This is a genomic window from Streptomyces sp. NPDC055632, assembly GCF_053618675.1.
This window is the reverse complement of the sequence record NZ_JBSHHY010000023.1, coordinates 106,508-125,748: the sequence shown is the minus strand read 5'-3', so window position 1 is coordinate 125,748 and position 19,241 is coordinate 106,508. Positions and strand designations below refer to the sequence as shown.

The 19,241-nt window shown below is 72.2% G+C and carries 19 protein-coding genes and 1 pseudogene; 16 read left to right on the top strand and 4 right to left on the bottom strand.

Annotated features, from left to right (window positions below):
* Nucleotides 1-189 (top strand): annotated as a pseudogene (locus tag ACWGSR_RS26235) (ferrochelatase); the annotation flags it as partial.
* A 69-nt stretch (nucleotides 190-258) separates the two neighbouring features.
* A complete protein-coding gene (locus tag ACWGSR_RS26230) occupies nucleotides 259-1,068 on the top strand; it encodes an inositol monophosphatase family protein (protein ID WP_376242088.1) in 810 nt (269 codons plus the stop codon).
* Nucleotides 1,069-1,197: 129 nt separating this feature from the next.
* Here the strand turns inward: ACWGSR_RS26230 and ACWGSR_RS26225 are convergent, their stop codons facing one another.
* Nucleotides 1,198-1,371: a hypothetical protein gene (locus tag ACWGSR_RS26225; protein ID WP_453569508.1), complete on the bottom strand. Its 174-nt coding sequence runs from the start codon at nucleotides 1,369-1,371 to the stop codon at nucleotides 1,198-1,200.
* A 349-nt stretch (nucleotides 1,372-1,720) separates the two neighbouring features.
* On the opposite strand from ACWGSR_RS26225, the gene ACWGSR_RS26220 reads away from it, so the two are divergent.
* The 4 genes from ACWGSR_RS26220 to ACWGSR_RS26205 all read left to right on the top strand — a co-directional run bounded on the left by ACWGSR_RS26220 (nucleotide 1,721) and on the right by ACWGSR_RS26205 (nucleotide 5,378).
* Nucleotides 1,721-2,374 (top strand): response regulator transcription factor, encoded by a 654-nt coding sequence (locus ACWGSR_RS26220; RefSeq protein WP_030211224.1) that lies wholly within the window; start codon nucleotides 1,721-1,723, stop codon nucleotides 2,372-2,374.
* Between the two features lie 5 nt (nucleotides 2,375-2,379).
* Nucleotides 2,380-3,618 (top strand): sensor histidine kinase, encoded by a 1,239-nt coding sequence (locus ACWGSR_RS26215; RefSeq protein ID WP_453569506.1) that lies wholly within the window; start codon nucleotides 2,380-2,382, stop codon nucleotides 3,616-3,618.
* Nucleotides 3,619-4,013: 395 nt separating this feature from the next.
* Complete coding sequence (locus tag ACWGSR_RS26210; RefSeq protein ID WP_003955561.1) at nucleotides 4,014-4,310, top strand: DUF4193 domain-containing protein; 297 nt, start codon at nucleotides 4,014-4,016, stop codon at nucleotides 4,308-4,310.
* Nucleotides 4,311-4,322: 12 nt separating this feature from the next.
* Nucleotides 4,323-5,378 carry a hypothetical protein gene (locus ACWGSR_RS26205; protein ID WP_453569503.1) on the top strand — a complete coding sequence of 352 codons (1,056 nt, stop codon included), beginning with the start codon at nucleotides 4,323-4,325 and terminating at the stop codon, nucleotides 5,376-5,378.
* A 59-nt stretch (nucleotides 5,379-5,437) separates the two neighbouring features.
* Here the strand turns inward: ACWGSR_RS26205 and ACWGSR_RS26200 are convergent, their stop codons facing one another.
* Nucleotides 5,438-5,950 (bottom strand): DUF3093 domain-containing protein, encoded by a 513-nt coding sequence (locus ACWGSR_RS26200; RefSeq protein ID WP_376242081.1) that lies wholly within the window; start codon nucleotides 5,948-5,950, stop codon nucleotides 5,438-5,440.
* A gap of 58 nt (nucleotides 5,951-6,008) precedes the next feature.
* Between ACWGSR_RS26200 and ACWGSR_RS26195 the strand changes: the two genes are divergently transcribed.
* The 8 genes from ACWGSR_RS26195 (at nucleotide 6,009) to ACWGSR_RS26160 (ending at nucleotide 13,484) form a co-directional block, all read left to right on the top strand.
* A complete protein-coding gene (locus tag ACWGSR_RS26195; protein ID WP_030211231.1) occupies nucleotides 6,009-6,593 on the top strand; it encodes a PaaI family thioesterase in 585 nt (194 codons plus the stop codon).
* Complete coding sequence (gene dut, locus ACWGSR_RS26190; RefSeq protein WP_053650146.1) at nucleotides 6,593-7,105, top strand: dUTP diphosphatase; 513 nt, start codon at nucleotides 6,593-6,595, stop codon at nucleotides 7,103-7,105. The genes ACWGSR_RS26195 and dut overlap by 1 nt, the downstream gene beginning before the upstream one ends.
* Nucleotide 7,106: 1 nt before the next feature.
* Nucleotides 7,107-7,865, top strand: coding sequence for a DUF3710 domain-containing protein (locus ACWGSR_RS26185; protein ID WP_376242077.1), 759 nt, complete (start codon nucleotides 7,107-7,109; stop codon nucleotides 7,863-7,865).
* Between the two features lie 202 nt (nucleotides 7,866-8,067).
* Nucleotides 8,068-8,796 carry an ABC transporter ATP-binding protein gene (locus tag ACWGSR_RS26180; protein ID WP_376242075.1) on the top strand — a complete coding sequence of 243 codons (729 nt, stop codon included), beginning with the start codon at nucleotides 8,068-8,070 and terminating at the stop codon, nucleotides 8,794-8,796.
* A 119-nt stretch (nucleotides 8,797-8,915) separates the two neighbouring features.
* Complete coding sequence (locus tag ACWGSR_RS26175; protein ID WP_453569498.1) at nucleotides 8,916-11,462, top strand: DUF4118 domain-containing protein; 2,547 nt, start codon at nucleotides 8,916-8,918, stop codon at nucleotides 11,460-11,462.
* A gap of 69 nt (nucleotides 11,463-11,531) precedes the next feature.
* The gene (locus ACWGSR_RS26170) at nucleotides 11,532-12,218 is read left to right on the top strand and encodes a response regulator (protein ID WP_366378253.1); all 687 of its coding nucleotides are present in this window, start codon (nucleotides 11,532-11,534) and stop codon (nucleotides 12,216-12,218) included.
* A 126-nt stretch (nucleotides 12,219-12,344) separates the two neighbouring features.
* Entirely contained in the window at nucleotides 12,345-12,743 is a 399-nt protein-coding gene (locus ACWGSR_RS26165) for an OB-fold nucleic acid binding domain-containing protein (protein ID WP_376242070.1), read from the top strand.
* A gap of 3 nt (nucleotides 12,744-12,746) precedes the next feature.
* A complete protein-coding gene (locus tag ACWGSR_RS26160; protein WP_376242068.1) occupies nucleotides 12,747-13,484 on the top strand; it encodes a DUF3159 domain-containing protein in 738 nt (245 codons plus the stop codon).
* A 185-nt stretch (nucleotides 13,485-13,669) separates the two neighbouring features.
* Here ACWGSR_RS26160 and ACWGSR_RS26155 read toward each other — a convergent pair whose 3' ends face one another.
* Together ACWGSR_RS26155 and ACWGSR_RS26150 are read right to left on the bottom strand one after the other, a co-directional pair.
* A complete protein-coding gene (locus ACWGSR_RS26155) occupies nucleotides 13,670-14,341 on the bottom strand; it encodes a potassium channel family protein (RefSeq protein ID WP_453569494.1) in 672 nt (223 codons plus the stop codon).
* On the bottom strand, nucleotides 14,341-15,009 hold the full coding sequence (locus ACWGSR_RS26150; protein WP_453569492.1) for a potassium channel family protein: 669 nt from the start codon (nucleotides 15,007-15,009) through the stop codon (nucleotides 14,341-14,343). The genes ACWGSR_RS26155 and ACWGSR_RS26150 overlap by 1 nt, the downstream gene beginning before the upstream one ends.
* A 234-nt stretch (nucleotides 15,010-15,243) precedes the next feature.
* Between ACWGSR_RS26150 and ACWGSR_RS26145 the strand changes: the two genes are divergently transcribed.
* Together ACWGSR_RS26145 and ACWGSR_RS26140 are read left to right on the top strand one after the other, a co-directional pair.
* Nucleotides 15,244-17,295 carry an APC family permease gene (locus ACWGSR_RS26145; RefSeq protein WP_453569489.1) on the top strand — a complete coding sequence of 684 codons (2,052 nt, stop codon included), beginning with the start codon at nucleotides 15,244-15,246 and terminating at the stop codon, nucleotides 17,293-17,295.
* Between the two features lie 127 nt (nucleotides 17,296-17,422).
* Complete coding sequence (locus ACWGSR_RS26140; protein ID WP_376242061.1) at nucleotides 17,423-18,751, top strand: class I SAM-dependent RNA methyltransferase; 1,329 nt, start codon at nucleotides 17,423-17,425, stop codon at nucleotides 18,749-18,751.
* The last annotated feature ends 490 nt before the right edge of the window (nucleotides 18,752-19,241 follow it).

The window sequence follows — 19,241 nt, the reverse complement described above, 5'->3', positions numbered from 1 at the left end:
TCCGACCCGCGCTTCGCCGCCGCCGTCCGCGACCTCGTCCTGGAACGGGCCGCCGCCGAGCGGGGAACCCGGGTGGAGCGGTGCGCCCTGGGCGCGCTCGGGCCCTCCCACGACCTGTGCCCGATCGGCTGCTGCCCGGCCAGGACGGAACGGCCCGCGGCGGCCGGCGCCGACAGCCCGTACGCGTAGGAGGATCCGCACGCGTCCCCGTACGCGCAGGAGAACCCCGTGACCCGCCCGCACGCGCAAGGAGATCCCATGACCGAGGTCCCCGACCCCCTGCTCACCGAACTGCACGAGATCGCCCTGGAGGCCGCGCGGCGGGCCGGAGCGCTGCTGCGCGACGGCCGGCCCGACGACCTGGCCGTGGCGAAGACCAAGACGAGCCCCATCGACGTGGTCACCGAGATGGACATCGCCGCCGAAAAGCTGATCACCGGCTTCCTCGCCGAGCACCGCCCGCAGGACGGCCTCCTCGGCGAGGAGGGCGCCGCCAGCCCCGGCACCAGCGGCGTCCGCTGGGTCATCGACCCGCTCGACGGCACCGTGAACTACCTCTACGGCCTGCCCACCTGGGGCGTCTCGATCGCCGCCGAACGCAACGGCGAGGCCGTCGTCGGCGTGGTCGAGGCGCCGCTGCGCGGCGAGACGTACCACGCGGTCCTCGGCCGGGGCGCGTACGCGGGGGACCGGCGGCTCGCCGTCCGCCCCTCGCCCCCGTTCGACCAGGCCCTGGTCGGCACCGGCTTCGCCTACGTCCAGACCCGGCGCGCCCACCAGGCCGAGGTGGCCCGGCAGGTGATCCCGCGCGTCCGCGACATCCGGCGCGCCGGCTCGGCCGCCCTCGACCTCTGCGACGTCGCCGCGGGCCGCCTCGACGCGTACTACGAGCGCGGCCTCAACCCCTGGGACCTCGCGGCGGGCGGACTCGTCGCCCGCGAGGCGGGCGCCCTGACCGGCGGCCGCCCCGGGGAGCCGGCCTCCGGCGACCTGGTGGTCGCGGCCTCCCCGGGCCTCTTCGCGCCCCTCCAGGAGCTCCTGGAGGAGCTGGGGGCCTGGCACGACTGACCCCGCCCGCACGGCCGCCCGTACGACCGGCCCGGCCCCGGCGGGCCGGGAGCGGACGGACGAGGGCCCCGGTGCCGGGACGGGCACCGGGGCCCTCGCGGGTCCACGACTCCAAGGGGGAGCGGCGGGTCAGGCGCCGAGCGCGGCCACCTCCACGCCGTGCTCGGCGGCCAGGCGGTGCAGGTCCTCCAGCTCCGCCTGCTCCACGTCCACCAGGTAGTCGTCTCCCGTCTCACGCGCCCGCGTGAGGTCCGTCTGCGTGGTCCTGATGCGGTGCAGCAGGCCGGCCGTGAAAGCGTCCATCGTGCGCCCCCTCGTCATGGGTCGAGTGGCACCGGGGTGTGCCGAGGGTGGGTCGGATCACGCACCGTGGTCTCTGGGGGACAGAGAGCTCCGGGTGGCGTGCCACATACAGGGCGTGATCGCGGGGTGTGCAGTCGTCCTCCCCAGCCCCTTCCGCGGAGAAACCTCAACTGGCCCGCGAATCAGGTGAATTCTCGGTGCCCCTTTCCGGGGCCCGATCCGGCCGGGGGCCCGCACCGCCGCCTTACAGCCGGTTTACGCGCGTACGGGGCAGGATGGACACCCACAGTCAGCACAGGTATCGGCCGGTCCCCGTCCCGGGTCGCGGCTCAACGGAAGGATGTACGACGTGCGCGTACTCGTCGTCGAGGACGAGCAGCTGCTCGCCGATGCGGTGGCCACCGGACTGCGCCGGGAGGCCATGGCCGTCGACGTCGTGTACGACGGCGCGGCGGCCCTGGAGCGCGTGGGGGTCAACGACTACGACGTCGTCGTCCTCGACCGCGACCTGCCCCTCGTGCACGGCGACGACGTCTGCCGCAGGATCGTCGAGCTGGGCATGCCCACCCGCGTCCTGATGCTCACCGCCTCCGGCGACGTCAGCGACCGCGTGGAGGGCCTCGAACTGGGCGCGGACGACTACCTCCCCAAGCCCTTCGCCTTCACCGAGCTCACCGCGCGCGTGCGGGCCCTCGGCCGCCGCACGACCGTGCCCCTCCCGCCCGTCCTGGAGCGCGCCGGCATCAAGCTCGACCCCAACCGCCGCGAGGTCTTCCGCGACGGCCGCGAGGTCCAGCTCGCGCCGAAGGAGTTCGCCGTCCTGGAGGTCCTCATGCGCAGCGAGGGCGCCGTCGTCTCGGCGGAGCAGCTCCTGGAGAAGGCCTGGGACGAGAACACCGACCCGTTCACCAACGTCGTGCGCGTCACCGTCATGACCCTGCGCCGCAAGCTCGGCGAGCCCCCCGTCATCGTCACCGTGCCCGGCTCCGGGTACCGGATCTGACCACGATGGCCACGACCCCCGCGCCCCACCCCCAGGCGCCCCCCAAGCCGACCTGGGACCCCAGGGACCCGGTCCGCCCGCTCCTCCGCCCGACCATCCGGATACGGCTCACCCTGCTGTACGGCGGGATGTTCCTCATCGCGGGCATCCTGCTGCTCTCGATCATCTACCTCTTCACCGCGCAGGCGCTCAGCGACAGCGCGGCCCAGCTGCCCTTCAAGATCGTCAAGGGCGAGGTCCAGGCCACCACCTCGTGGTGCGACCTGCCGAACACGGGCACCGTCGAGCAGTTCAACGACGCGGTGTCCGTCTGCCTCCGGCACCAGAGCGACCGGGCCCTGGACGACCTCCTGCGCCGCTCGCTCTTCGCCCTGCTGGGCCTGAGCATCATCGCCTTCGCCTTCGGCTACGCCATGGCGGGACGGGTGCTCTCCCCGCTCGGCCGGATCACCCGCACCGCCCGCCAGGTGGCCGGTTCCGACCTGTCCCGGCGGATCGAGCTGGACGGCCCGGACGACGAGCTCAAGGAGCTCGCCGACACCTTCGACGAGATGCTGGAGCGCCTGGAGCGGGCCTTCACCGCCCAGCAGCGGTTCGTCGCGAACGCCTCGCACGAGCTGCGGACCCCGCTCGCGATCAACCGCACCCTCCTGGAGGTGCACCTCTCGGACCCCGGCGCCCCCGTGGAGCTCCAGCAGCTCGGCAAGACCCTGCTCGCCACCAACGAGCGCAGCGAGCAGCTCGTCGAGGGCCTGCTGCTGCTCGCCCGGAGCGACAACCAGATCATCGAGCGCAAGCCCGTCGACCTCGCCGAGGTCGCCGAGCAGGCCGTCGACCAGGTGAACGCCGAGGCCGAGGCCAAGGGCGTCGAGATCCGGGGCGAGCGCGCGCCGGCCGTCGTCCAGGGCAACGGCGTCCTGCTGGAACGGATCGCGCTGAACCTGCTCCAGAACGCCGTGCGGTACAACGTGCCGGAGGACGGCTGGGTGGAGGTCACCACCGAGGTCGGGAACGGCCAGGCGGTGCTGCTCGTCTCGAACACGGGACCCGTGGTCCCCGCGTACGAGATCGACAACCTCTTCGAGCCGTTCCGGCGGCTCCGGCAGGAGCGGACCGGCAGCGACAAGGGGGTCGGCCTCGGCCTGTCGATCGCCCGGTCCGTGGCTCGCGCACACGGCGGCCGTATCATCGCGGAGCCCCGCCAGGGCGGCGGCCTCGTGATGCGCGTCACTCTGCCGATCTGACACACTGCACGAGCCGACCGGTTCCGTTCGCTTTGCGCGGAATTCCACGGCCCGACCCCTGAGACGCTCATGTGTGATCGATCACAGGGGAGGGTGCGCGGGCATCCACTCTCCGTGACCGGGAAATCCCTCCGAAAACCAGGAAAAGTCCGGGTTTTCAGGGCCCCGAATGACGGGAAGTACACGGGGTGGCGCCCGTGAGGGACGCCCGCGGGACCGTGTACGGTCCGGTTCGCCACCCGAAGCCGATCACTCGTGAGAGGGCGCGACGGGTGTCGATTGAGTAACAGACCTTGATGTGAGGCAAAATCTCCGCCTCAGGTCGGGCACAAGTCCGACCTCTCACGCGTTACGTGCGCTGGAGACACCGCAACCACCCAGAGGGGGAGAGCGACATGGCAACGGATTACGACACCCCACGCAAGACCGACGACGACGTCGACTCGGACAGCCTTGAGGAACTGAAGGCCCGCCGGAACGACAAGTCGACCTCGACCGTCGACGTCGACGAGTTCGAGGCCGCCGAAGGCCTGGAGCTTCCCGGCGCCGACCTCTCGAACGAGGAGCTGGCCGTCCGGGTCCTGCCCAAGCAGGCCGACGAGTTCACCTGCATGAGCTGCTTCCTCGTGCACCACCGGAGCCAGCTGGCCCGGGAGAAGAACGGTCAGCCCATCTGCCGCGACTGCGACTGAGAACGCTCGACCGTGGCAGGCGACACACCGTCCCGGAAGCGGCGTCTGCGGCTCCCCGGGAGCCCGCGGACGGACAAGGGCGGACCAGGCCCGGCAGAGGGCGCCCAGGAGGCCCCCGACGCCGAGCCCACCGCCTCCCTGCCCTCCCTCGGCGCACGTGACGACGAGCGGGGCCTACCGGCCTCGCTCGAAGCGGCCGCCGAGCAGGAGACGTCACCCCTTCCCCCGGAGTCGCCCCTCCCCGCGGAGCGGGAGACGGGGCAGGGCGACGGGTCGCCCGTCGAAGCGCGACGGGCCGGGCGCCTCGGCGCCGTCAAACGGCTCGCCGACCCCGCGCGGGGCCGGCTCGACAAGCTGAAGATCGACTCCGACCGGATCGACGCCGTCCGGCGCGGCGTCGCGCAGGGCGTGAAGCGCGGCGGAGACAGCGCCAGGGCCGGCATCGGCCATCTGGCCGACCGGCTGATCGACCTCGCCCCGCGGATCCCCGTCCGCGACCTGGCGACCCTTCGCAGACAGTTCCCCGGGCTCGGACCCGAGGAGATCGCCGACAAGCTCGTCGCCGGCGCGGCGAACGCCTCGTCGACCGTGGGCGCGAGCATCGGCGCCGCCGCCATGCTGCCCGTGCCCCCGGCCATGCCCGCCGAGCTGGCGGCCGAGATCACCGGCGTCGCCGCCGTGGAGCTCAAGCTCATCGCCGAACTGCACGAGGTGTACGGACTGCGGCCCCCCGGCCGGCTCACCCAGCGCTCGGCGGCCTATCTGACGTCCTGGTCCGAGGAGCGGGGCATCGACCCCACCAAGCCCACCACCGTCAACGCGGCGCTCGGCGGACAGCTCAAGCGCGAACTGCGCCAGCAGATCATGAAGCGCATGGTGCGCAACCTGCCGAACCTCATGCCGTTCATGGTGGGCGCCGCCGTCGGCGCCGTCATGAACCGCCGCGACACCAAGAAGCTCGCCTCGCACATCCGCAAGGACCTGCGCGAGCGCCAGGTCCCCTGGAGCGCCCTCCCGGAGCTGCCCCCGCTGGAGCAGCCCGAGAACCCCGAGGAACTGGGCTTCTAGGACCCGTCCCGCGGACCGCGGCCGGGGCTCCGCCGCCCCGGCCCCGCCGCCGTCGTCCCTCAGGCCCCGGCGTCGGCCCGCACGGCCTCGACGGCCGCCTCCAGGGCCTCCGGCTCACGGCTGGACAGGTACACGTACGGCGTCGGGTCCGCCGGGTCCGTCACCTCGATCCGCACCGCCCGCGGCACGTAGCTGCGCATCAGCATGAAGGCGCGCGGATCCGCCTTGTGCGTGCGCCAGGCGCGCGCCTCCTCGGCGTCGAGCACCTCGACCGCCCCCAGGGCGGAGACCGGGATCCGCGCGTCCCCCGCCACCAGCGACCCGGCCACCACCCGGATGCGGGCGGAGCCGTACGAGGAGACCGCTGCACCGGCGAGCACCGCCGCCACGATCAGACCGCCCAGCATCGGTACCGTGCCGAACGGGACCATGATCAGACCGCCGGACAGGCCGAGCAGACCCGCGATCACCCACCAGGAGCCGGGCGCCGTCAGCCGCTCGTCGAAGCGCGGCGCGGCCGGGACGGCGGAGGACTCGGGGGAGGGGGCCGGGGACGGTACGGAAGGCTGCATGCGTCCAAGCTTGGCACGGCGCGACCCGCGTCCGTCCGCGCGGGTAAGGTCTGCGCCTGTGACTGCAACATCTGCCGCCCTCACCCCGCCGGCCGACGCCATACCGCCGGTACGCCACCCCGACGCGCCGGCCCCCGGCGAGCTGCTCGGCTCGCACTACGGGCACTGTTTCGGGTGCGGCGGCGGGCAGCCCCACGGCCTCCACCTGGAGGCGCGGGCGGGCGAGGGCGTGACCGTCACCGCCGAGTTCACGGTGACCGCCGACCACCAGGGCGCCCCCGGCCTCGCGCACGGCGGCGTCCTCGCCACCGCGCTCGACGAGACCCTCGGCTCCCTCAACTGGCTGCTGCGGGTCATCGCCGTGACCGGACGCCTGGAGACCGACTTCCTCCGGCCCGTGCCGGTCGGCACCGTGCTCCACCTGGAGGCCGCCGTCACCGCCGTGCACGGCCGCAAGCTCTACTCGACCGCCGTCGGCCGGATCGGCGGGCCCGAGGGCCCCGTCGCCGTCCGCGCCGACGCCCTCTTCATCGAGGTCAAGGTCGACCACTTCATCGACAACGGGCGCCCGGAGGAGATCCGGGCGGCCATGTCCGACCCCGACCAGGTCAGGCGCGCCCGCGCCTTCGAGGTGAACCCCTGATGCGCAACCCCGTCGACGTACTGATCCGGCGCGTGGACCCCGAGGTCCCCATCCCGGCCTACGGACACCCCGGCGACGCCGGCGCCGACCTCGTCACCACGGAGGCCGCCGTACTGGCCCCCGGAGAGCGCGCCGTCCTGCCCACCGGCGTCTCCCTGGCCCTCCCCGACGGGTACGCCGCCTTCGTGCACCCGCGCTCCGGCCTCGCGGCCCGCTGCGGAGTGGCGCTCGTGAATGCCCCGGGGACGGTGGATGCCGGGTACCGTGGAGAGATCAAGGTGATCGTGGTCAATCTCGACCCGCGCGAGAGCGTGCGGTTCGAACGATTCGACCGGATTGCCCAACTCGTCGTCCAGCAGGTCGAGAAGGTGCGCTTCCACGAGGTGGCGGAACTTCCCGGTTCGGCGCGGGCCGAGGGGGGCTTCGGGTCCACCGGCGGCCACGCCGCCGTGGACGGCACAACGGGTGGGAATCGATACGCTTCGGCCGTATCCGACCGGGAAGGACAGTGACGTGTTCGGACGTCGCAAGAAGAGCGGTGCCGCCGAGGACGCGGCGGGCGAGGCCGAGCAGGTCGTCGACGCGGTGGAGGGCGAGGACGCGGCCGAGCCGCGTCGGGTGAACCTTCCGCCCGCGCCCCGGCCCGACGGGCCCTGGGACATCTCCGAGGTCACCAAGCCCGACGAGGGCCGCGTGGACCTCGGCGGGGTCTTCGTACCCGGCGTCGAGGGAATGGAGCTGCGGGTCGAGGTGGCGGGCGACGCGATCGTCGCGGCCACCGTCGTGCTGCGCGACAGCGCCGTACAGCTCCAGGCCTTCGCCGCCCCCAAGAACGAGGGCATCTGGGGCGAGGTCCGTGACGAGATCGCCACGGGCATCGTCGAGCAGGGCGGTGTCATCGACGAGGTCGAGGGGCCGCTGGGCTGGGAGCTGCGCGCGCAGGTCCCCGTGCAGCTGCCGGACGGCAACCGCGGCGTGCAGCTCGTGCGCTTCGTGGGCGTCGACGGGCCCCGCTGGTTCCTGCGCGGAGTGATCTCCGGCCAGGGCGCGGTCCAGCCCGAGGCGGCCGGGCTCCTGGAGCAGATCGTCCGCGACACCGTGGTCGTCCGCGGCGACGGCCCGATGGCCCCGCGCGACCCGATCGTCCTCAAGCTGCCGAACGACGCGCAGATGGTGCCGGACGGCGTGCAGCAGGAGGAGCAGGAGAACTCCCGCTTCTCCGGCGGCATGGGCCAGCTCCAGCGCGGCCCGGAGATCTCCGAGATCCGCTGAACGGCGGGCTCCGGAAGCTCGCGGACAGGGCCGGTGGGCCGTTTCCCGTACCTCGCGCACGGGAAGCGGCCCACCGGCCTTTTCGACCGGCCCTCCCGGTGACTCCCCGGGTTCTCCACAGGTGGGAGCCCCGGCCCTGGTCCTCGGGACCCGCGGCGGACCATACTGGCGAGCGCACACGTCCGAAGAGGGGGAGCACAGGGTGAGCGAGAGCAGCACGGGGTCCGCGACGGCCGTCGTCGAGGACCCGGCGGACCTGCCCATGGTCCGCGTCGAGGACCTGCGCCGCTCGTACGGCACGGGCGAGGCCGCGGTCCACGCCCTGCGCGGCGTCTCCTTCGACATCCCGCGCGGCGAGCTCGTCGCGCTCAAGGGCCGCTCCGGCTCCGGCAAGACGACGCTGCTCAACCTCGTGGGCGGCCTCGACAGCGCCGACGGCGGCCGGATCGTCATCGACGGCACCGACCTCTCCACGCTCGGCGAGAGCGGGCTCCTGGAGCTGCGCCGCGACCGGATCGGCTTCATCTTCCAGTCCTTCGGCCTCCTCCCGATCCTCTCCGCCGCGGAGAACGTCGGCGTTCCCCTGCGGCTGCGCAAGGCGGACCCGAAGGAGCGCGAGGAGCGGGTGGCCCTGCTGCTCGGCCTGGTGGGCCTCGCCGACCACGCGGCCCAGCGGCCCGGCGAGCTCTCCGGCGGCCAGCAGCAGCGCGTCGCCATCGCCCGCGCCCTCGCCAACCGGCCGGCCCTGCTCATAGCCGACGAGCCGACCGGCCAGCTCGACGCGGAGACCGGGCTCGCCGTCATGCAGCTGCTGCGCGCCGTGGTCCGCAGCGAGGGCTGCACGGCCCTGGTCGCCACCCACGACCCCCAGCTCCTGGGCCTGGCGGACCGGGTCCTCGAACTGCGCGACGGCGAGATCACCGAGCACTGAGACCGGGCGCCGGGCACCGGGGGCGCACGGGCCGGGGCCCGCATCAGGATCACGTCAATACCGCCCCGGACCGTTCTCCGCGTGCGGGACACCCGATCGGCTGGACGTATGGTCGGTCCATGGGACGCGGCAAGCTACGCATCTACCTCGGCGCTGCGCCGGGCGTCGGCAAGACCTACGCGATGCTCTCCGAGGGCCACCGCCGGGTGGAGCGCGGCACGGACTGCGTGGTGGCGTTCGTCGAGCACCACGGACGGCCGCGCACGGAGACGGTCCTGCGCGGCCTGGAGCAGGTCCCGCGCCGCACCCTGGAGCACCGGGGGGCCGCCCTCACCGAGATGGACGTCGACGCGGTCCTGGCCCGCCGTCCCGCGGTCGCCCTCGTCGACGAGCTCGCCCACACGAACGCGCCCGGCTCCCGCAACCCCAAGCGGTGGCAGGACGTCGCCGAACTGCTCGCGGCCGGCATCGACGTCGTCTCCACCGTCAACATCCAGCACCTGGAGTCGCTCGGCGACGTCGTCGAGGCGATCACGGGCGTGCGCCAGCGGGAGACCGTCCCCGACGAGGTCGTGCGCCGGGCGGACCAGATCGAACTGGTCGACATGAGCCCGGAGGCGCTGCGGCGCCGGATGGCCCACGGCAACGTCTACACCTCCGACAAGGTCGACGCGGCCCTCTCCAACTACTTCCGCCCCGGCAACCTCACCGCCCTGCGCGAACTGGCGCTGCTCTGGACCGCCGACCGGGTCGACGAGTACCTCCGCAAGTACCGGGGCGAGCACAACATCCGCTCCACCTGGCAGGCCCGGGAGCGCATCGTCGTCGGCCTGACCGGCGGGCCCGAGGGCCGCACCCTCATACGCCGGGCCACCCGCCTCGCCGAGAAGGGCGCCGGAGGCGAGGTCCTCGCCGTCTACATCGCCCGCAGCGACGGGCTCACCGCGGCCTCCCCCAAGGAGCTGGCCGTCCAGCGCACCCTCGTCGAGGACCTCGGCGGCACCTTCCACCACGTCATCGGCGACGACGTCCCCACCGCGCTCCTGGAGTTCGCCCGGGGGGTCAACGCCACCCAGGTCGTCCTCGGCTCCAGCCGCCGCCGGTCCTGGCAGTACGTCTTCGGCCCCGGCGTCGGCCAGACCGTCGCCCGCGACTCCGGGCCCGACCTGGACGTCCACATCGTCACCCACGGCGAGGTCGCCAAGGGACGCGGCCTGCCGGTCGCGCGCGGCGCCCGCCTCGGCCGCTCCCGGATCCTCGCCGCCTGGACGATCGGCGTCGCCGGACCCGCCTGCCTCGCCCTGCTCCTCACCCATGTCGACGCCGACCTCGGGCTCGCCAACGACATGCTGCTCTTCCTCGCCCTGACGGTGGCCGCCGCGCTGCTCGGCGGCTTCCTGCCGGCGCTCGCCTCGGCCGCCGCCGGCTCGCTCCTCCTCAACTGGTTCTTCACCCCGCCCGTCCACCGGCTCACCATCGCCGACCCCAAGAACATCGTCGCCCTCACCGTCTTCCTCGGCGTCGCCATGTCGGTCGCCTCGGTGGTCGACCTGGCCGCCCGCCGCACCCACCAGGCCGCCCGGCTGCGCGCCGAGTCCGAGGTGCTCTCGTACCTCGCGGGCAGCGTGCTGCGCGGCGAGACCAGCCTCGACGCCCTCCTCGAACGGGTCCGCGAGACCTTCTCCATGGAGTCGGTCGCCCTCCTGGAGCGCGAGGACGAGGTCGAACCCTGGACCTCCGCCGCGAGCGTCGGCCCCCACCCGGCGGCCCGGCCGGAGGAGGCGGACGTCGACATGCCGGTCGGGGACCGCCTGGCGCTGGCCCTGTCCGGCCGGGTGCTGCCCGCCGAGGACCGGCGGGTCCTCGGCGCCTTCGCCGCCCAGGCCGCCGTCGTCCTCGACCGGCAGCGCCTCGTCGGCGAGGCGGAGGAGGCGCGGAAGCTGGCCGAGGGCAACAAGATCCGCACCTCCCTGCTCGCCGCCGTCAGCCACGACCTGCGGACCCCGCTCGCGAGCATCAAGGCCTCCGTCTCCTCCCTCCGCTCCGACGACGTCGAGTGGTCCGAGCAGGACCGGGCCGAGTTCCTGGAGGGCATCGAGGCCGGGGCCGACCGCCTCGACCACCTCGTCGGCAACCTCCTCGACATGTCCCGGCTCCGGACCGGCACCGTCGCCCCCCTCATGCGGGTCGTCGACCTCGACGAGGTCGTCCCCATGGCCCTCGGGGGAGTGCCGGACGGCAGCGCCGAGCTCGACATACCCGAGACGCTGCCCATGGTCGAGGTCGACAAGGGCCTCCTGGAACGGGCCGTCGCCAACATCGTGGAGAACGCCGTGAAGTACAGCCCCGGGGGCGTGCCCGTCGCCGTCGCCGCCAGCGCCCTGGGGGACCGGGTCGAACTGAGGGTCGTGGACCGCGGCCCCGGCGTCCCCGACGAGGCCAAGGACGGCATCTTCGAACCCTTCCAGCGCTTCGGCGACGCCCCGCGCGGCTCCGGCGTCGGCCTCGGCCTGGCGGTGGCCCGCGGCTTCGTCGAGGCGATGGGCGGGACCCTCGGCGCCGAGGACACCCCGGGCGGCGGCCTCACCATGGTGCTCACCCTGCGGGCCGCGCGGGGCGTGCCCCCGGCACCCTCCGCCGACCTGCCGGTCCACGCGGCGACCTGAGCCGCGAACCCGACCCCTCCCCGCACTCCCCTCCGCCCGCCCGGCGGCCGAAAAGGAAGGCCTTTCCCCATGACCCGGGTCCTCGTGGTCGACGACGAGCCCCAGATCGTCCGCGCCCTGGTGATCAACCTCAAGGCACGGAAGTACGAGGTCGACTCCGCCCCCGACGGCGCCACCGCCCTCCGGCTCGCCGCCGACCGGCACCCCGACGTCGTCGTCCTCGACCTCGGCCTGCCCGACATGGACGGCGTCGAGGTCATCAAGGGCCTGCGCGGCTGGACGCGGGTGCCGATCCTGGTCCTCTCGGCCCGGCAGACCTCCGACGAGAAGGTCGAGGCCCTCGACGCGGGCGCCGACGACTACGTCACCAAGCCCTTCGGCATGGACGAGCTGCTCGCCCGGCTGCGCGCCGCCGTGCGCCGCAACGAGCCGGTCGGCGTCCCCGAGGGCGGGGTCGCCCTGGTCGAGACCGAGGACTTCACCGTCGACCTGGCGGCGAAGAAGGTCCACCGCGACGGCCGGGACGTGCGGCTCACCCCCACCGAATGGCACCTCCTCGAAGTCCTCGTCCGCAACGTCGGCCGCCTGGTCGGCCAGAAGCAGCTGCTCCAGGAGGTCTGGGGACCCTCGTACGGCACGGAGACCAACTACCTCCGGGTGTACATGGCGCAGCTCCGCCGCAAGCTGGAGCGCGACCCGTCCCACCCGCGCCACTTCGTCACCGAACCGGGCATGGGGTACCGCTTCGAACGGTGAACGGAGAGGCGTCCCGGGACGGTCTCCCCGTCCGGACCCGGGACCGTCGCCTCCCCGGATCCGGGCCCTGCTCCCCTTGTCACCGGGCCCGGCCCCCGTGACAGCGGCGGCCGGTACGCTTTCTGTATGAGTGCTGCACCGCGTACAGAGAGGCCGGCCGGCAGGTTCCGCCGGATGCTCGACCGGCTCTCCTCCTCTCCCGAGGACCTGGAGTCCGAGGAGCTCCAGGAGGACGCCGAGGCGTCGGGGTGCACGCGTATCTCCGACTGCTCCGACCGCCAGATAGTCAAGGTGACTGGTACCTTGCGCACGGTCACGCTGCGCCCCCGGGCCGGTGTGCCCGCCCTCGAGGCCGAGCTCTTCGACGGCACGGCGCCGCTCGACGTCGTCTGGCTCGGCCGCCGCTCCATCGTGGGCATCGAGCCGGGCCGCAAGCTGATCGCCTCCGGCCGGATCTCCATGAGCCACGGCCGGCGGGTCCTCTTCAACCCCAAATACGAGCTCCGACCGCTCGGACAGGAGTAGCCGGTGACGTCCCTCGACAAGCCGACCAGCACGGACCAGGACGAACGCGCCTCGAAGGAGGTCACCGAGGCCGCGCTGTTCGAGGCCTTCGGCGGTCTGCGGGGCATGGTCGAGACGGTCGTGCCGGGCCTGTTGTTCGTCACGATCTTCACGATCAACAAGAACCTGCAGATCTCCGCGATCGCGGCGCTCGCCGTCTCCCTCGTCCTCGTCGCCGTCCGGCTGATCCGCCGCGACACCGTCAAGCACGCCTTCAGCGGCGTCTTCGGCGTCGCCTTCGGCGTGGTCTTCGCGATGATGACGGGCAACGCCAAGGACTTCTACCTGCCGGGCATGCTGTACACGCTCGGCCTCGCCCTGGCGTACATCGTCACCGCCATCGCCGGAGTGCCCCTGATCGGCCTGATCCTCGGCCCGGTCTTCAAGGAGAACCTCTCCTGGCGCACCCGCAACCCGGGCCGCAAGAAGGCGTACACGAAGGCGAGCTGGGCCTGGGGCCTGATCCTGCTCGGCAAGTGCGCGGTCCTCTTCCCGCTGTACTGGTGGGCCGACCCGACCCGGTTCGGCTGGGTCTCGGTCGCCCTGAAGATCCCGCCGTTCCTGCTCGCGGTCTACCTCACCTGGGTGTTCCTCGCGAAGGCCCCGCCGCCGATCGACGTCTTCGCCGAGATGGAGGCCGAGGAGCGCGCGGAGAAGGCCCGCGAGGAGGCGGCCGCGGCCGAGGGCAGGCCGGAGGCCTGATCATCACCCGTACGACCGGGGCCTCGGACCCGCCCGTACGACCGGGGACCTGAGCCCCGCCCGTATGACCGGGGACCTGAGCCCCGCCCGTACGCGAGTACGTGCGCGAGGCCCCGAGCACGTGTGCGAAGAAGGGCCCGGACCTGACGAACAGGTCCGGGCCCTTCCCGTACGACGGCCTGCCGTCAGGGCGTCTCGCGGCGCACCTGGAGCAGGTCCTCCAACTGCTCCTCGCGGGCCTGCGCGGCCACGAACAGCAACTCGTCACCGGCCTCCAGTGTCTCCTCGGGGCTCGGCGTGAGCACCCGCGAACCGCGGATGATCGTCACGAGCGAGGTGTCCTGCGGCCAGTCCACGTCCCCGACCGCGGTGCCGGCGACGGCCGACTCCGGCGGGAGCGTCAGCTCGACCAGGTTCGCGTCGCCGTGGCTGAAGCGCAGCAGCCGGACCAGGTCGCCGACGCTCACCGCCTCCTCGACCAGGGCCGACATCAGACGCGGCGTCGAGACGGCCACGTCCACGCCCCAGGCCTCGTTGAACAGCCACTCGTTCTTCGGGTTGTTCACCCGGGCGACCACCCGCGGCACGCCGTACTCGGTCTTGGCGAGCAGCGAGACGACCAGGTTCACCTTGTCGTCGCCGGTCGCCGCGATCACCACGTTGCAGCGCTGGAGCGCCGCCTCGTCGAGCGAGGTGATCTCGCAGGCGTCGGCGAGCAGCCACTCCGCCTGCGGCACCCGCTCCACCGAGATGGCGGTCGGCGCCTTGTCGACGAGGAGGACCTCGTGCCCGTTCTCCAGGAGCTCGCCCGCGATGGAACGGCCCACCGCACCCGCGCCCGCAATGGCGACACGCATCAGTGACCACCCTCCTCGGGACCCTCGGCGAAGGCCTCCTCGATCTTCGCGATCTCGTCCGTGCGCATCATCACGTGCACCAGGTCGCCCTCCTGGAGCACCGTCTGCGACGAGGGGATGACGGCCTCGCCGAGCCGGGTCAGGAACGCGACGCGCACCCCCGTCTCGTCCTGGAGCCGGCTGATCTTGTGACCGATCCAGGCCGGCGAGGTGTGCACCTCGGCGAGCTGGACCCCGCCGCTCGGGTCCGTCCACAGCGGCTCGGCGCCCGAGGGCAGCAGCCGCCGCAGCATCTGGTCGGCGGTCCAGCGGACCGTCGCGACCGTCGGGATGCCCAGGCGCTGGTAGACCTCGGCACGGCGCGGGTCGTAGATGCGCGCCGCCACGTTCTCGATGCCGAACATCTCGCGCGCGACCCGCGCCGCGATGATGTTCGAGTTGTCGCCGCTGCTCACCGCGGCGAAGGCCCCGGCGTCCTCGATCCCGGCCTCGCGCAGCGTGTCCTGGTCGAACCCCACGCCCGTGACGCGACGACCGCCGAAACCCGACCCCAGGCGACGGAAGGCCGTCGGGTCCTGGTCCACGACCGCGACCGTGTGCCCCTGCTGTTCGAGGGTCTGCGCGAGAGCGGCTCCCACTCGCCCGCAGCCCATGATGACGATGTGCACGTCCCCTTACCCCGCACTCCTGATCGCCCTGCTGACCTGCGAAAACACCCTGCTCACAACTTTCCTCGCCCGATCCGCCCGGGCCGCGGCGGGCGACGCCCTGTCGGGTCGCCCGCTCCGAGCTTAAGCGGCAACACCGACGGGGACCGCATCCGAGGTGGTAGACGGAAAGATTCCGTATGGATAGGGGGTCGCGGTGAACTTGGCTCTTTTCGAACGCTTACGATCCTCTCCGTGTCCAAACTGACCGACGTGCCCAAACGGATCCTGATCGGGCGGGCCCTACGCAGCGACAAGCTCGGAGAAACGCTCCTCTCGAAGCGGATCGCCCTCCCCGTCTTCGCCTCCGACCCGCTCTCCTCGGTGGCGTACGCGCCCGGCGAGGTCCTCCTCGTCCTCTCCGTGGCCGGTCTGTCGGCCTACCACTTCAGTCCTTGGATCGCGCTCGCGGTCGTCGTCCTGATGTTCACGGTCGTCGCCTCCTACCGGCAGAACGTGCATGCCTACCCGAGCGGCGGAGGCGACTACGAGGTCGCCAACACCAACCTCGGGCCGAAGGCCGGGCTCACCGTGGCGAGCGCCCTGCTCGTCGACTACGTCCTGACCGTCGCCGTCTCCATCTCCTCGGGCATCGAGAACCTGGGCTCGGCGGTCCCCTTCGTCGTCGAGCACAAGGTCGCCTCGGCGGTAGCCGTCATCCTGCTGCTCACCCTGATGAACCTGCGCGGCGTGAAGGAGTCCGGCACCCTCTTCGCCATCCCGACGTACGTCTTCGTCGCCGGCGTCTTCCTGATGATCGCCTGGGGCGCGTACCGGGGCATCGTCCTCGGCGACACGATGAAGGCGCCCACCGCCGACTTCGAGATCAAGCCCGAGCACCAGGGCCTGGCCGGATTCGCCCTCGTCTTCCTGCTGCTCCGCGCCTTCTCCTCCGGCTGTGCGGCGCTCACCGGCGTCGAGGCCATCTCCAACGGCGTCCCCGCCTTCCGCAAGCCCAAGTCGAAGAACGCCGCCACCACGCTCGCCCTCATGGGCGGCCTGGCCGTCACCATGTTCTGCGGCATCATCTTCCTGGCCATGGCCACCGACGTCCGGATGGCCGAGAAGCCCGCGCACGACCTGCTCCGCGACGGCGTCCCGGTCGGCCCGGACTACGTCCAGGACCCGGTCATCTCGCAGGTCGCGGCCGCCGTCTTCGGCGACGGGACGTTCCTCTTCGTCGTCCTCGCCGCCGCCACCGCGCTCGTCCTCTTCCTGGCCGCGAACACCGCGTACAACGGCTTCCCGCTCCTCGGCTCGATCCTCGCCCAGGACCGCTACCTGCCGCGCCAGCTCCACACCCGGGGCGACCGGCTCACCTTCTCCAACGGCATCGTGCTCCTCGCCGGCGCCGCCGCCCTCCTCGTCTGGATCTACGGAGCCGACTCGACCCGGCTGATCCAGCTGTACATCGTCGGCGTCTTCGTCTCCTTCACCCTCAGCCAGATCGGCATGGTCCGGCACTGGAACCGGCACCTGAAGGACGAGCGGGACCCCGCCAAGCGCCGCCACATGATCCGCTCCCGCGCGATCAACACCTTCGGCGCCTTCTTCACCGGCCTCGTCCTGGTCGTCGTCCTCGCCACCAAGTTCACCCACGGCGCCTGGGTCGCCCTGCTCGGCATGGTGATCTTCTACGGGACGATGACCGCGATCCGCAGGCACTACGACTCGGTGGCCGCGGAGATCGCCGCCGCCGAGGAGCGCCCCGACGAGTACGTGCGCCCCTCCCGGGTCCGCTCCCTCGTCCTCGTCTCCAAGCTCCACAAGCCGACCCTGCGCGCCCTGGCCTACGCCAAGCTCATGCGCGCGGGCGAGCTGGAGGCGCTGACCGTCAACGTCGACCCGGCCGAGACGAAGGCGCTCAAGGAGGAGTGGGAGCGGCGCGGCATCAACGTCCCGCTCAAGATCCTCGACTCGCCGTACCGCGAGATCACCCGCCCGGTGATCGAGTACGTGAAGAGCCTGCGCCGCGAGAGCCCGCGCGACGCCGTCTCCGTCTACATCCCCGAGTACGTCGTCGGCCACTGGTACGAGCACCTGCTGCACAACCAGAGCGCCCTGCGCCTCAAGGGCCGGCTCCTCTTCACCCCGGGCGTGATGGTGACCTCGGTCCCGTACCAGCTCCGGTCCTCCGAGGCCGCGCGGAAGCGGGCCAGGAAGCGCCAGGAGTGGAACCCGCCGGGCGCGGTCCGCCGGGGCCCGGTGGAGAAGGGCCACAAGGAAACGGCCGGAAAGAGCAACTAGCCGGTCCGAGAGGAACGCCTGGACCGGCCGGAAAGAACAACCGAAAAAGAACAACTAGACTGGTGGGCTGCCGTCCGAACGGCAGCCCACGCGTCTCTTCCCCCTTCTCGTCTGGAGCGCCCCCGCCATGCAGAACACCCCTGTCTCGTCGCTGGTCGGGGAGGAGTACGAGGTCGAGGTCGGCCCGGTCGCCCACGGCGGCCACTGCATCGCCCGTACGGAGGCCGGCCGGGTCCTCTTCGTCCGCCACGCCCTCCCGGGGGAGCGGGTCGTCGCCCGCGTCACCGAGGGCGAGGAGACCTCCCGCTTCCTGCGCGCCGACGCGGTCGAGATCCTCGACCCGTCCAAGGACCGGGTCGAGGCCCCCTGCCCCTTCGCCGGCCCCGGAAAGTGCGGCGGCTGCGACTGGCAGCACGCCAAGCCCGGCGCCCAGCGCCGCCTCAAGGGCGAGGTCATCGCGGAACAGCTCCTGCGCCTTGCCGGGCTCACCCCGGAGGAGGCCGGCTGGGACGGCACGGTCATGCCGGCCGAGGGCGACAAGCTGCCCGCGGGCGAGGTCCCGCAGTGGCGCACCCGCGTCCAGTACGCGATCGACCCCGAGGGCCGCGCCGGCCTGCGCAAGCACCGCTCCCACGACGTGGAGGTCGTCGACCACTGCATGATCGCCGCGCAGGGCGTCTCGGAGCTGGGCGTCGAGAAGCGCACCTGGGAGGGCATGGCGTCGGTCGAGGCGATCGCGGCCTCGGGCTCGAACGACCGCCAGGTCATCCTGACCCCGCGCCCGGGCGCCCGCCTCCCGCTCGTCGAGCTGGACAAGCCGGTCTCGGTCATGCGGGTCGACGAGAAGGACGGCGGGGTCCACCGCGTCCACGGCCGCGCCTTCGTCCGCGAGCGCGCCGACGAGCGCACCCACCGGGTGGGCAGCGGCGGCTTCTGGCAGGTCCACCCGAAGGCCGCCGACACCCTGATGAAGGCCGTCATGCAGGGCCTCCTGCCGCGCAAGGGCGACACCGCGCTCGACCTCTACTGCGGCGTCGGCCTCTTCGCGGGCGCCCTCGCCGACCGCGTCGGCGACCGGGGCGCGGTCCTCGGCATCGAGTCCGGCAAGCGCGCGGTGGAGGACGCCCGCCACAACCTGGCCGACTTCCCGCGCGTCCGCATCGAACAGGGCAAGGTCGAATCGGTCCTCCCGCGCACGGGCATCACCGAGGTCGACCTCATCGTCCTCGACCCCCCGCGCGCCGGCGCCGGTAAGCAGACGGTCCACCACCTGACCGGCCTCGGCGCCCGCCGCATCGCCTACGTCGCCTGCGACCCGGCGGCCCTGGCCCGCGACCTGGGTTATTTCGGGGAGCGGGGATACCGGGTGCGGACGCTGAGGGCGTTCGATCTGTTTCCTATGACGCACCACGTGGAGTGCGTGGCGATCCTTGAGCCGGTGAAGAAGGACGCCTGACCTGGGGTTTTGTGGATGCGCGGTATGCGCCGTGTGGGCGTTACGGGCGATATCTTGACGCTGAGATGACGCTCGTGACGCTCATTTGACGCTCGTTCTGATGGGGAGTCAGTTGGCGCTGAGGGCACGAACGACCCGCAGCTCCTATCCGGACACTGTCCAGTACACGCTCTGGAGCAGTTGCTTGCCCAGAGGTGTTTCGGTGCCGTGCCGGCGCATCTTCATCTCGCCGTAGTGGAAGTCCGCCGGGCCTGTTTCGATATGCCATCTTCCAACACTTAGGGAAGTTCCGCTCCGGCAGCACGCGCAGGCTCCGGGGGCGATCGGCAAGAGCACGTCGAGGAGGTCCCAAAGCTGAACCATGGGACGCTGGCTGCTGCCTCTGGCAGAGTGATCGGCACTGCTAGACGATTCTCGTAAGGAACCTTGTGAGCACGCTCGGTAGCTTCATCTGGTCACTTGCTGACCGGCTTCGGGCCCCTATCGCCCC